Annotated in this window: 10 protein-coding genes; 2 read left to right on the top strand and 8 right to left on the bottom strand. The window is 51.5% G+C overall.

Annotated features, from left to right (window positions below):
- Positions 1 to 39: 39 nt before the first annotated feature.
- The 5 genes from BLR25_RS05325 to BLR25_RS05305 all read right to left on the bottom strand — a co-directional run bounded on the left by BLR25_RS05325 (position 40) and on the right by BLR25_RS05305 (position 7,198).
- Positions 40 to 1,800 (bottom strand): IlvD/Edd family dehydratase, encoded by a 1,761-nt coding sequence (locus BLR25_RS05325; RefSeq protein ID WP_091934862.1) that lies wholly within the window; start codon positions 1,798 to 1,800, stop codon positions 40 to 42.
- 536 nt (positions 1,801 to 2,336) lie between these two features.
- The gene (locus tag BLR25_RS05320; RefSeq protein ID WP_091934859.1) at positions 2,337 to 3,437 is read right to left on the bottom strand and encodes a GntG family PLP-dependent aldolase; all 1,101 of its coding nucleotides are present in this window, start codon (positions 3,435 to 3,437) and stop codon (positions 2,337 to 2,339) included.
- A 377-nt stretch (positions 3,438 to 3,814) separates the two neighbouring features.
- Entirely contained in the window at positions 3,815 to 5,098 is a 1,284-nt protein-coding gene (locus BLR25_RS05315) for a dicarboxylate/amino acid:cation symporter (protein ID WP_091934856.1), read from the bottom strand.
- 70 nt (positions 5,099 to 5,168) lie between these two features.
- Positions 5,169 to 5,939 carry an aspartate dehydrogenase domain-containing protein gene (locus tag BLR25_RS05310; protein WP_091934853.1) on the bottom strand — a complete coding sequence of 257 codons (771 nt, stop codon included), beginning with the start codon at positions 5,937 to 5,939 and terminating at the stop codon, positions 5,169 to 5,171.
- A 32-nt stretch (positions 5,940 to 5,971) separates the two neighbouring features.
- On the bottom strand, positions 5,972 to 7,198 hold the full coding sequence (locus tag BLR25_RS05305; RefSeq protein ID WP_091934850.1) for a pyridoxal phosphate-dependent aminotransferase: 1,227 nt from the start codon (positions 7,196 to 7,198) through the stop codon (positions 5,972 to 5,974).
- Between the two features lie 176 nt (positions 7,199 to 7,374).
- Between BLR25_RS05305 and BLR25_RS05300 the strand changes: the two genes are divergently transcribed.
- On the top strand, positions 7,375 to 8,247 hold the full coding sequence (locus BLR25_RS05300) for a LysR family transcriptional regulator (protein ID WP_091934847.1): 873 nt from the start codon (positions 7,375 to 7,377) through the stop codon (positions 8,245 to 8,247).
- A 418-nt stretch (positions 8,248 to 8,665) separates the two neighbouring features.
- Positions 8,666 to 9,913: an ADP-ribosylglycohydrolase family protein gene (locus tag BLR25_RS05295; RefSeq protein ID WP_091934844.1), complete on the top strand. Its 1,248-nt coding sequence runs from the start codon at positions 8,666 to 8,668 to the stop codon at positions 9,911 to 9,913.
- Positions 9,914 to 10,077: 164 nt separating this feature from the next.
- Here BLR25_RS05295 and BLR25_RS05290 read toward each other — a convergent pair whose 3' ends face one another.
- Genes BLR25_RS05290 through BLR25_RS05285 form a run of 3 tightly spaced genes read right to left on the bottom strand, consistent with a single transcriptional unit; the run spans position 10,078 to position 13,249 of the window.
- Positions 10,078 to 11,493, bottom strand: a complete 1,416-nt coding sequence (locus BLR25_RS05290; RefSeq protein ID WP_176785756.1) for a phage terminase large subunit family protein — start codon at positions 11,491 to 11,493, stop codon at positions 10,078 to 10,080.
- Positions 11,490 to 11,897, bottom strand: coding sequence for a DUF5681 domain-containing protein (locus tag BLR25_RS21205; protein ID WP_176785755.1), 408 nt, complete (start codon positions 11,895 to 11,897; stop codon positions 11,490 to 11,492). Before BLR25_RS21205 ends, BLR25_RS05290 begins: the two co-directional genes overlap by 4 nt.
- The gene (locus tag BLR25_RS05285; protein ID WP_218122639.1) at positions 11,894 to 13,249 is read right to left on the bottom strand and encodes a site-specific DNA-methyltransferase; all 1,356 of its coding nucleotides are present in this window, start codon (positions 13,247 to 13,249) and stop codon (positions 11,894 to 11,896) included. Before BLR25_RS05285 ends, BLR25_RS21205 begins: the two co-directional genes overlap by 4 nt.
- Positions 13,250 to 13,351: the final 102 nt, after the last annotated feature.

Genomic DNA, 13,351 nt, shown 5'->3' with positions numbered 1-13,351 from the left:
ATCTGACGAGTCCTTTAAACGAGAAGGCCATGAAAGTGCTTATCGGGGCTTGGGAATCTTGTCGACCATGACTTTGGGACGCAGGAATTCGAAATCCACGCCTTTGTCGGCTTGGGTCACCGTCTCGTAGAATAGTTTTTCGAAGCCGCGATCTGCGGTTCGTGGAACAACCGGATTTGATTTCTTCCGACGCTCCATTTCCTCATCGGATATAAGCACCGATATCTCGCGTTTGCTGGCGCTCAAACGGATTCGATCGCCGTTCTGAACATAGGCGAGAGGACCTCCGATTGAGGCTTCCGGGTTCACATGAAGAACAACCGTTCCAAAGGCTGTACCACTCATTCGTCCATCCGAAATGCGAACCATGTCCTTCACGCCGGCCATTGCCAACTTCTTGGGAATCGGCAGATAGCCTGCTTCCGGCATTCCAGTTCCGCTACGTGGCCCGATATTCTTCAGAACCAACACATCATCAGCGTTAACGTCCAAATCAGGATTGTCGATGCGCTCTGCCATGTCCTCGAGGTTCTCGAACACCACCGCACGACCCTCGAATTCCAACAATTGTTGCGTTGCGGCGGCGGGCTTGATGATGGCGCCTTCCGGCGACAAATTCCCTCGCAGAACAGCGAGTCCGCCTCCCGCATAAATTGGTTTGTCGAACGAACGTACAATGTCTTGTTTGAACGATTTTCCAGACCGTTCGATTTCTTCGCCAAGAGTCAGTCCGCTCACGGTCATGGTGTCGAGGTGGAGAAGAGACTTCAGTTCACGGAACAGCGTCGCCATTCCGCCAGCCTTGTGGAAATCCTCCATGTAGTTTTGTCCGGACGGTTTCAAATCAACCAAGACAGGGGTATCGCGCCCCATGATATCGAGTTGGTCGAGATCCACTTCTATTCCAAGGCGACCAGCAACCGCTGTAAGATGGATAATCGCGTTCGTTGATCCACCAATAGCGAACAAAACACGGAACGCGTTTTCGAATGCTTTCCCGGTCATGATTTGGCTTGGCTTCAGACCGCTCTTGGCCATTGCCACTGCGTACCTTCCGGACAATTCGGCAATGCGCATACGATCAGCGGTGACCGCTGGAGGGGTCGCGCCTCCAGGAGCCATCATGCCCAGTGCCTCCACGACACAAGCCATCGTGCTTGCAGTCCCCATGACAGAACATGTCCCAACGCTGGACACGAGCCGAGTATTAACCTCTGCAATTTCTTGAGAGTTGATCTCTCCTGCGCGGAATTTCCCCCAATATCTTCGACAATCAGTACATGCCCCCACGCGCTCAGCCAGATATGCGCCGGTAATCATTGGCCCCGTCACCAGCTCAATTGCCGGGACATCAGCGGACGCAGCACCCATCAATTGAGCAGGAACTGTCTTGTCACAGCCTCCAATCATCACCACCGCATCCATCGGTTGAGCGCGAATCGTTTCCTCAGTATCGATGGCCATCAAATTGCGTAAATACATCGCCGTTGGTTTGGCAAAGCTTTCATGGAGGGAGATGGTTGGAAAAACCATTGGAAGAGCCCCCTCAAGCATGATTCCACGCTTTGCGGCTTCGATTAGTTGGGCAGCGTTGCCATGACACGCGTTATAGTCATTGCCGGTGTCAATGATCCCGATGATTGGGCGATCAAGAGCGTCATCCGAGTATCCAGCCCCTTTGATAAATGCCTTTCTCAGAAAGAGCGAGAAGTCTTTGTCACCGTAGTTTGTTACGCCTTTCTTAAATCCTGTTTCCTCGCTGTCCCCTGAATTACTGCGAGATCCATTTTGCTGTGTCATGTTTGATACCTTCACCTTGAGTTGTCAGTCACTTTTTCGCCGTCTGATACAAGCGACCGAAAAGCAGAGCCGCAATCAGTGAAGAAAATTCTATTCACTGGCAAGGAGCCAATGAAATAAAAGTTTTATCTTCTAAGTTAGAAGTAAACGTGACTTCCAAAGTAAACAAGTCACTTTCACTCCGCAACGATCGTTGGGTTAGGGGTAGTTCTTCCAGCCGATATCGGAGCAGCATCAAGAAAACGGGCGGTGCATATACGCATGCAAACGCAAGAAAATGGCCTCATGAAAGAGGCCAAAATGCACTGCTTAGGGGCGCTTTAGTTGCAGGCAGTTAGGTAATACATTCCTGTATTTGAAAGCTAACGCCGTATCGTTGTCAGTTATGGCACATATGCAATGCTCAACGCTGAACTCCGGAACAGGTTCGCCGCGACACGTGCTATTCGCTTGATGAGGTCAACCATTGTTACAGAACTGAGGCACAGATTAGGTGTGCGCAGATAAAAATATGCCGTCCGCATTAATTTGTAACATTACGTAAAATCGCACTGATTAAATTTGAGTTCTGAAAAATATGCCTTAGTAATTTCGGCTGCCCGCTCAACATCCTGCTTTGATACATCTCGATGGGTAGCAAAGCGTATACTGTCATCAGTCATTTTGGATACCAAGAGGCCTCGTTTACGGAGTGCGTTGGTCACCTCCTGCGCATTTAGCCCAGTCGGCGTGACGTTCAAGTACACAAAATTGCTCTGATCAGCCTTTTTATCAAAGGTAACATTTGAAATGCTGCCTAGTAATTCTCCTAGATAAGAGGCGTTGGCATGGTCTGTGGCTAGTCGATCTATATTTTCCTTCAACGCCACGATGCCTGCCGCAGCGACGACACCAGCTTGACGCATCAGCGTTCCAACAATTTTACGAACAATCTGTGCCTTGCGAATAAATTCAGTGTTGCCACAGAGAAGAGAACCCACAGGCGCACACAACCCCTTTGAAATGCAGAACATTAAAGAATCCACAGGTTGCGTCAGTTCCTTCACGTCACACCCTAAAGCTATCGCTGCATTGAATACACGAGCACCATCCAAATGCACATGAACTCCATACCGATGTGCCAGCTCGCAAACATTGGCTGTCGTTTCTGGAGTGAGACAAGTCCCACTGGAGTAATTGTGAGTGTTTTCGATGCACAAGACTTTCACTTCGTTGCAATCCAATAGGCGCTTGATTTCAGATAAATCAATTTGAAAATCCGGCGTAAGGTGGTAAGTGACAGGAATCTTGTTGCCGAATTCGGGTAAGAAATCGAATTTCTCATTTATATAAATGTGTGACTTTTCTTCCACCAACACATGGTCGCCATGCTTTGCCGTCGCATACAGCGCAACATGATTGGCAAGGCTGCCAGTGGGCATGAATATGCTGTCATCTTTCCCGGTCATTTTTGCTGCTAGCGCTTCTAATTCCATAACGGTTGGATCTTCGCCCCTTCCTGTAAGATCTACCCGTCCGCCATCGCCAACCTCTGCTTCTGACATGGCTTTCCACATCTCGGGTGTTGGCAAGGTAGAGGTATCGCTACGAAGGTCGAGCATCGCCCTAATGTGTCGCATATGTTCAATTTGATTCATTGTGAGAAACCTCGCTGACTAGATCAGGATAGGTGCGTAGATACGTCCTAGTAAGTCCCCGCCATTCCAAGCTAACGAAGATGTCATCTACTTGGCGGCAAGGGGGGGCGGCCAACCGCTGTTGAACTGTTCGCGCGACTAGAAAGTCAATGTAATCCGGCTTCGATATTGCAAGGCGCCGCCCGACTCCGTAGATAAACTGAAAAAAGCGAGCCCATCGCTAAACTCGAGATCACGCATGGTTACTCGTCGAGCAAAGACCTCGTATCTCGAATTTGAGGCCTTTGTCTCACCAAGAAGTCCTAATATATTGTCTCTAGGTTCCTGCGGGTGAGATCAAAGGCCTCAAACACTCCTCCAACTTCCATTGCACGAAATTACACGGCAGTATTTTCCGCAGGAACGACTATTCCTACATTTTGCAACTCGTGTGTATCTAGCGATTTCCCATAAATTTTGTTAGAAACCGATGCGCCAACAAGATCTTCCATGCAATTCAGAGTGGTAACCCCCATGTCGAAGATGCGGTAAAACGCTCCAACAATTGCCCCCATCTCCAGAGGGATCCCGAAGGCCTGAATCATGATGATTACCTTGATTAGGCCAGCGTTCGGAATCCCTCCGCCTCCATTGGCAATCAAGACCGACATGATGGCCATCTGGAACAATTGGGCGTAGGAAAATTCAATTCCCATAGCTTGCGCACCAAACATCAAGATGGCAGGAAGAAAAAGCGCCATACCATCCATACTGATCTGCGAGCCCAGGGGAATTACGAACGATGAAATTTGCCGGTTAATCTTGAGATCATCGCAAACGTTAAGACTGATCGGGATGGCGGCCGCGCTTGAGCAGGTGCTCATGGTGTACACCGTTAATGGCAGCGACTTCTTCAAGAAGGTTGTCGGAGCGATCTTGGCAATGATGCCTACCAACGGCAGATACCAAAGGACAATCAGCAGCGCCAACGAAAGGTAGACAACACCGATAAAACTGCCAATTGAGCCAATGAAATCTTTTCCATACTGGCCCATTACAGCAGACATCAGGCAAAACACCCCGATGGGACCGAACTCCATGATCAGAGCGATCATCTTGTTGAACAGGGCATGTATGTTTTGGAACCATTTCAAAATACCCGTCTTAACCTCACCATCTGGCATCTTGAGAATGACAAGGCCCATAAACAGGCCGATGACCAACACCTGCATAATCGAACCTTCGACGAACGGCTTGAAGAAATTGTCTGCAAACATGCTCATCACCAGGCTCTTAAACGAGAAGCCGTCGGTAGCTGCTTGAGCCAGTGATTTCGTACTGTATTCCGCAAAGCCGGTAAATCCTGCCCCTGGCTTAAACACAGACATCGTTCCTATTCCGATACCAATGCCAACCAGCGCGCTGATGGTGTAGAACACCACGATAAAAATCGCAATTTTTCCGATGGTCTGTGCGCTCTTGTGTCCCCCTACCGTAGTAACGATTGTGAGGAGGATAAAGGGTGTGATCGTCATTTTCAGAAAGTTGATCCAGGCATCACCAATGAACTTGATGTCACCCATCGACTTGCCAAAAATCAGGCCGAATGCAATACCTAGGATCATGCTGAAAAAGATCTTGTTCGATAGCGATATGCCACGAATTTTTCTTAACAGAGACATCTGATACGCTCCTTTTTATCTCATGGGGCTTCTGGATTTAGCAGGGGGGACTGTGCGACTCGTGAATCAGTTAGGCAATTACGATTCCAGAGGTAAACAGAAGTCGCCGAATCGTTGATAGTGCCGAGACTGGGGTGTAAGCACCGGTGACCCCTGAGCCAGGGTCGCTCATGACTTCGATCTTGAACCAACAGCCTTTGGCCCTAATTTCGATCAAATGGGAGTTGCCGGGTGATTCCGGGTCTGAAACAATTTTCGAGATCGTTTTATCAAACCCCAAACCCGCCAGCGCAATGCCTGCATGTACATTCACATTTCTCGGGAAGGCTTTGCATGCGCCTCGGGTCGGCCCTTCATAGAGCGTCGTCCGCGAAGTATCTGTCCGGCCAAGATTTAGAGGTCTCTTGGTGGTGGTAATCGTCACGTTCTCAAGAACTTCTCTGCCGTCGAACAGGCCATCGAGGCCCAATATTGCCCCATGGGGGACAACAAATTTTGTCCCGTATGCCTGGCTTTGACTTTCAATCTGTTGTTGAAAATCCGGATCTGCAAGGGCTGTCGATGAAAACACAACCATGTCCGTGTACTGCAAAATTTTGGGGCCAAAATCCACGACGGCCTGAGAGGTGGCCGCCTCGATGACAAGATCGACTCCCTCCGAGCATCGCTGGAGCATGACCTCGGGAGATGAAATGAAGATTGCGGGATCCTTTCCTTCTGGCTGATTCGCTATAAAAAAAGGGTCATAAACAAATGAAAATACGACACCATCATTTGATAGTTGATCAAAAAGATATTTTCCAATTGTGCCAAACCCGATCAGTCCGACTTTTTTCGACATGTCTCCCCCTTAAAGAGTAAATATTTCAATTCCTATGCGGCGCGATATCGCTCGATCAATTGGACGATGCGTGTGGCGGCACCGACGGCGGCCTCATGATTCTGTGAAAAATTAAGCCGGATGCTATCGATCGAATTCGGGCTAAATTCCGTTCCGGGCGTGACCGTAACGCCCGCTTGTACTCTGAGCGCACGCACAAAGTGGTGCAGGGGGATTGTCAGTTTTGGAAGACGGGGGAATAGGTAACTTCCAGCTTGCGGGCTACGCACTTGTAGATCCGCTGATTTACTAAAGACGTTTAGCAAGTCGTCTCGAATGGCTTGGTGCTGAGCAATCCGCTCGTCCATCCACCCGGAGGGTTCATTGAACCAAGTGCGAAGAACGGCTTGGCAATATCCCGGTGCGCGAAGCGAAACGATGGCTTGTAATTTTTCCATCCGATCAATGAGGCGAGAGGCTCCAAACGCGACGCCTAGCCGATAGCCACTCAGGGACTCCGTCTTGGACGGCCCCATGATGGTTACGACGTTATCTGAATCGATCTCTGTCGCACGAAGGTGGGTATAGTGGGTCCCGGAATAGAGTAGGCGGGAATAAAGTTGATCGACAATCACCGTCACACCATAGGTGTTAGCCAACTTCGCAATCTGCAGGATTTCCGCTTCCGAATAGACAACCCCGGCTGGGTTGTTCGGATTGGAGAAGAGAAACGTGGTCGCTCCTTGCTTAAAGGCTGCTTCCAGGTCATCCAGATTCAAGCCGGCCTGACTACCGCTGTCGAAATAGTCAAGCCTCACCGGCACCACTTCAGCACCGAGGAATTCGACCAGCTTTCGGTTCGCAAAGTAGTCGGGGCGCACGATAGCGACTTTGTCGCCCGCAACAACGGTCGATGCAACTGCAAGGAATAGCGCACCTTGAGTACCGGGCGTAAGAATTAACTCCGCTGAACCCGAAACGGGGCAACCTGTAAAGCGAGCAAGTTTGCTTGCTATCTCGTCTCTGAGGGCTGCTGCCCCTCGATATTCGGTATAGGCTTGCTGCCCGCCTCGGTGGACCCCTTGTACAAATTCTTCGAGAGATCCCGGTGTGGGTGCAAAAGCCGAGGTGTTGACGTCTCCATGTGAGAAGTCGACGGGAGTCCCCGGAATGTTTTCTCCGATCAATGTTACGTCACCCGATGCCCCTGTTTGCCTGACTTCTTGTCCGGGGGCATTGTCTGTCGCTAACCTTGCAAATCTCTCTTCAATCAAGCTCATTTTTTTTTCCTGTTATACGAATAGGGAACGGTGTTTCGAGGCATGCAGGATCGACCTGCAACTCCCGTCTGCTGTCCGGTTGATACTGCTTCCTCACAATGTGCTTCTATTTTGGCAAGACTTATTAGAGAATAAAATGTCAGTTGTCATTCATTCATAACAAAGAAAATGTTTACATGGATACCGTATTCCTTGAGACGTTTGTGACCGTCATCGACACCGGTTCATTGGCCGAGGCAGCCCGTATTCTTGGACTGACGCCACCTGCGGTCGCGCAGCGAATCAAGGCACTAGAAAAGGAGATTGGTGATGCGCTATTGCAGAGAAATGGTCGCGCCGTTCGCCCAACGGCTTCCGGTTTAGCGATCCTGGGGAAGGCTCATTCGCTGATCAGAGAAGCAAGAGACTTAAGGGCAATCGCTGTCAGCAAGGGAGGTGGCGGACCTGTTGAATTGCGCCTTGGAGCAACGGCAACCGCTCTAACCGGACAATTACCTGATGCAGTCTCCAATATCAGGAAAATATTTCCAAAGGTTGAACTGTACGTTCAACCTGGCTCGTCGTTGGAGTTGTATCCCCGAGTGGTATCTGGTGATTTGGATGCGGCAATTATCGTTCAACCGCAATTTCCCATTTTGAAATCATGCGGTTGGCAGACCCTGCGTAGAGAGCCTCTTGTCTTGCTCGTGCCTGAGTCCCTTGATGTCAGTGACCCGCATCAAGTCATCACATCAGAGCCGTTTATCAGGTATGACCGTAAGCATTGGGGGGGGCAGATCGTTGATCGTTTCTTGCAGGCTAACAATCTTCAAGTAACGACCTTTGTCGAAATGGATGCCTTGGATGCCATTGCGACATTTGTTGGTAGAGGATTGGGGGTGGCAATCCTTCCCGACTGGGCGCCGCCCTGGCCAGAGAAGCTATCGATCAAGAAAATTCCACTGACGGCATCAACGGAGGTCAGAAACGTCGGTGTCTTGTGGTGGCGTGCCAGTCCCCGTATTGCAGTTGTTCGAGCCTTTCTAAGTGCATGCAAATCATTACGCTAGTGGGAGGCTGAAGCATAATTTCCGATATATGCTCTTCCACAGAGAACTTGGGGATCTGTTGCCGCCGAAAATTCCGCCCGTCGGCCAAAGCATGAGTGCAGTAGCACCACTGGCAATGGCTTATTTACACAAAATATCTAATATACGCCATGCCGGACGGGAGATGCCCGGCCGGCGAATTAGCCCGCTCGCGATCGGTTGCAGAGTGCGTCGAAAATTTTGTAGGAAACTGTTCTCAACCAGCTTACTCGCCATGCAACCTCTATCGTGGCCCTTGCAACTTGCGTAGTCGTATCGAATAAACGCCCTTTGATTGCATCCAACCGGGTCGCTATCGACCTTCTTCTTTTTTCTTGGAGTTGATGTTCTTGCCGTTGTATGCCATGAATGGTGAACGTACCTAAATGACATAGCCAAAATGAATAGACATCGCAATTCCGAGAGTTCGAGCCTGCAGAACAGCGAGCCGATTTTTTCGGGCCAGCACGGTCAAAGAGACAAAAACGAACAGACAGTCAGCACAACAAGCACGTTTTTACCGCACTTGCCTGAAGCCGAGGTCCGGGTCAAATTCCGTGGCTGTTTACTCGGAGGGGCTGTAGGTGATGCTTTAGGTGCTCCGGTTGAGTTCATGAAGAGGGCGGAGATCGTTCGGCAATTCGGCGCCCGAGGGATTCAGGATATGGTTCCTGCTTATGGCGTTCTTGGGGCTATCACCGATGATACCCAGATGACGCTATTTACTGCCGAAGGATTGTTGCGTGGCTACGTTCGGAGCCAGAGACGAGGAATTTGCCATCCGCCTAGCCTGATTGACGCAGCTTACCGTCGCTGGTTGCACACACAAGAAGAATCACCCGGAGGTACAGGGAAGACTGATCGGGGCTGGTTGTTCCAACAGACCGAGCTATTTGCACAGCGTGCTCCAGGAATGACGTGTATTGCGGCACTCAAGGCAAAGCGTATTCTGGGCACCCCCGCAGATAACGACAGCAAAGGTTGTGGCGGTGTCATGCGGGTCGCCCCGGTCGGCATGATGCTAAAAGCCTTGTCGGCCGAGCATTCGGCGCTTCGCGATGCCAATTTCCGGCAAGCCTTCGACCTCGCTTGTCAGGCTGCAGCACTGACCCATGGGCATCCCACCGGACAGCTCACGGCCGGCGCCTTCGCCGCGATCATTTTTCTGCTTCTGGAAGGGCAGTCGCTACGCGATAGCATCGAACAGGCGCTAGTGCTTCTGCGCGAACAGCACCATCATGAGGAAACCACGGCAGCGATTAACCGCGCCGTTGATTTGGCTGAGAGGAGCACGCCACCGGAGCAGGCGTTGGATTGGCTGGGCGAAGGTTGGATTGCAGAAGAGGCCTTGGCTGTTGGCATTTTCTGTGCGCTGACGGCAAAAGATTTCGAATCTGGCGTCGTCATGGCGGTCAATCACAATGGAGATAGCGATTCGACGGGGCTGATCGCTGGGCATTTGCTGGGGGCGCTGCATGGAATCGATGCAGTACCTGAGCGCTGGCTCAAAAATCTCGAGCTTCGCGGCGTGCTGGAGATCGTTGCCGATGACCTGGCGACTGTCGCGAAATGGACACTGGATGATGACCAGAGCGCAGCGGGTTTTGCGGAGAGTGATTTCTACACGGCGCGTTACCCGGGATCGTGACCTCAGACGTTATTCTGGGGGGAATGTTTGGCTGCGAAGCGAGCGGATTCCAGTGTTTCCGAAAGAGAGCCTGTTTTTGAAGGTGTGGCGCTGGCTTGCTCCCTCGCAGGATAGCTGACAAGCCTCCTGGCGCGATGACCATTGCCAGGAGGCCTGCGGCTGAATCAGGCAAACCAGATACGGGTTTGGGGATTGAACCGCTTCTCCGCCCAAATGATAAATTGCACCAAACTATCGACTTGGTCGTCGAAACGCCCGTGCGGAAAAGTCAGGAACTCGTTGAGATACGGTTCGATCCAGGCATTTTTTCCGGGTTGATTAAGGATAAAGACTCGCCCCTCATGAATGGTCGGTAACGCATAGGCCGCACGGGTTTGCTTCCCATCCTTCGGGAAATAGGAAAAGCAGTGCAGCAGATTCTTACGGAGGTAACTGATCAGTGAAATCCCAGCACCTGTAGCCTCGACGATGAAATCTACGTTATCCCGTCCGAAGCGCTCGATATACGAATGCGCCCTGCGCTTGAGTTCTTCATAGTCCCAGTGTCCACGTTCTGCGTGGCAGATAACATATCCGTTTCGATCCGCGTAAATCAGTGTCAGTGCTGAATAATCGGCGCTCTCCGCTGTCGAGAGTGCCGTATCAATGCTGACGAAATAGTGACCTTCAGGCAAGGGCTGGGGTAATTTATTAATAAATTTGAACCACGCCCGCTTGAACATCGCACCCTCTGGAATTTCAGGGTGTTGTTGATACTGCGCGGCGAAGTTAGCGGTCCCCATCTGATTGCGGATTCCCTCCAAAATTGCTATCGGCTCACGTTCCTCGTGCAGTGCCTCTCCCTCTAGGCGCTTATAAGCCACGCCATCACGGATATCGATTGTCTCGTCGCGCTCGGCAATCGCGGGCAGCGATAGTTTAAAGAAACCGCCGGCTGCTTCGACGAAACCTGTCAAGTCATTAACATGCAGACGTTGCATGACGATAAGCAGGATGCTATATCGCTTATCATCAAGCCGGCTAAGCAGTGTGCTGCGAAACCATTCGTTGGCACTGTTGCGCAAACTGTCGGATAAAGCATCTTGGGGTTTGATCGGGTCATCAACGATCATAATATCGCCGCCGCGCCCGGTCAGTGTTCCGCCGACAGAGGTTGCCAGGCGGAATCCGCCCTGGTCGGTCACAAATTCCAGCTCGGTCGACTTTGCGCGTTTGACTTCAGGAAATACATTCTGAAACCACGTGCTGTCGACAATCCGCCGAAAGTCCCGCGCCAAGGATTTTGCCAAATCTTCCGAATAGCTGACGCAAATCAGCTTGGCCGTTGGGTCCCGTCCGATCACGAAGGCGGGCAGGGCAATCGAGATGATGAAGGACTTGAGCTGTCTCGGTGGCAGGTTGATGATCAGGCGAGGCAATTCGCCGGCTACACACCGCATTGCGTGGTGAATAATCGCTTCGATGTGCCAGTTTTCATCAAAAGTCTTGCCGGGATAGAGAAATGCAAACGCCTGCTGCACGAAGACCAGAAAATCGTCGCGGACGGATGCCCAGTAGAGCGTTTCGGAAGACGTGCTCATGAAATTTTCTCCAGTGATTTTGTGCTTGCGGATGAGGTAGTGGCAGCTAGTTGGCTGCGTCGCTGGACATATGCCTCGAGAATGGCTTCGTAGTTGTTCGGGACCAGATCGACAGTCTCTGTGCCGTCGAGTCGATCGGAACGCTTGAGGATGTCGAACAGCACCAACAGGGATTTTTTCTCGCCCTGCAGTGCCTCGGCCACCAGGCGCTTGACCATCGCTTGTAGCCGCGTGACCGTCTTCTTCTTGCCGTTCTCGCTCACCACGATGGATTGATCGAGTTCCTTGTCCAACAAGGTCATGAAGTTCTTCGATCCCTTGGGGCGACCTTTGGGATTTCCGGACTTGCCCTTGCTGAACTGCCCCTCCTTCGGGGGGCGTTTGTAGCCAATTTGGTAGGTCATGGCTGTCCTCCCGATACCGCCAGCCGCTCTGTGCGGACCTGCGACCAGGTCTGGCCGGTGGCCTCGAGAATGGCTTCCTTGCCGATGATCCGTTGCCAGCGCAGCACGCCCACATCGACGTAATGAGGGTCGATCTCGATGGCTCGGGCGTAACGGCCAGTCCGCTCTGCAGCGACCAGCAGAGTTCCGCTACCGGCGAAGGGATCCAGGATGAGTCCCTTGCGGTGACTACAGTCACGGATGGCATCGGCAATCAGACTGACATTCTTGACCGTAGGATGTAGGGCTAGTAGTTCGTGACCCTTGCCCGTAAAGGTGTTGACGCCCGGATACTGCCAGACGTTGGTTCGATACCGCCCGTGCTGACCCAATTCGAAGTTGTTGATATGCGGCGCATCACCTTTCTTGAACACGAATACGAGCTCATGTTGGCTACGATAGAACGTGCCCATTCCGCCGTTATCCTTGGCCCACACGCATAGCTGGCGTAAGGAACCGAACAGCGGTTCGGCCGCGTCCAGCAATTCCCGCATATGGCGCCAGTCCATAAAGTAATAGTGGATGGCGCCATCCATCGAGAAGTGATGGGTGTGGGTGAAGGCGTTATTCAAGAATTGCGTAAACTCTGCCTGGCTCATTTCCCCCGAGGCCATGGCAAATTCTTTGTGTTGGGTCTTGCCACTTCCGCAGACATGGCCCGATACCGGGACATTGAACGGGGCATCGGAAATTACCATCTGGGCCACCCCTTCTGCCATCACGCGTTGGTAGCTGTCCTTGTCGAGCGAATTACCGCAGAGCAGCCGATGCTGGCCCAGAATCCACAGATCGCCGGCGCGCGTGACGACCTCTTCGCGGATATCGGTCGGCAGCAGATCACCAGAGTCAGCGCTGGGACTTGCCTTGTTGTCGTCGAAGATTAGATCGACCTCAGCAGTGCTAAAACCCGTGGTTTCAATTTCGAATTCCTCCCGGATCAGGATTTCGAGAGTGGCCTTGAGCTTAGCGTCATCCCATATGGACATATCGCCGAGTTTGTTATCGGCGAGAACGAAAGCTAATTTTTCGGCTTCCGTTAATCCGGAAATAACTCGGACTGGAATAGTCAGCAGACCCATTTCAATCGCAACTTCGACCCGACAATGGCCGCTCAGGATGAAGCTGTTTTCATCAGTAACAACGATTGACGTGAATCCGAACTTGCGAATGGCGGCCCCAAGTTTTGCCTTTTGCTTAGCAGAATGCTTGCGTGGGTTTTCTGGCCAGGGTTTGAGATCAGCCGGGTTTTGATCAACGATCCCGCTGATGGTCGGGGCCATTGTGGCTGGGGGAGGGGAAATGGCTGAAAGCATCTGAATTCTCCCAAAATATTTGAAGTCAAATACTCCCGGAGACTCTGATGCCACAAAGCAAAAAGAGACGCCGGAAATAAACGGACGCCTGTCGGAAAACTG

Source organism: Propionivibrio dicarboxylicus, from assembly GCF_900099695.1.
In the GTDB taxonomy this organism is placed as follows: domain Bacteria; phylum Pseudomonadota; class Gammaproteobacteria; order Burkholderiales; family Rhodocyclaceae; genus Propionivibrio; species Propionivibrio dicarboxylicus.
This window is presented reverse-complemented; position numbering and strand designations above follow the sequence as displayed.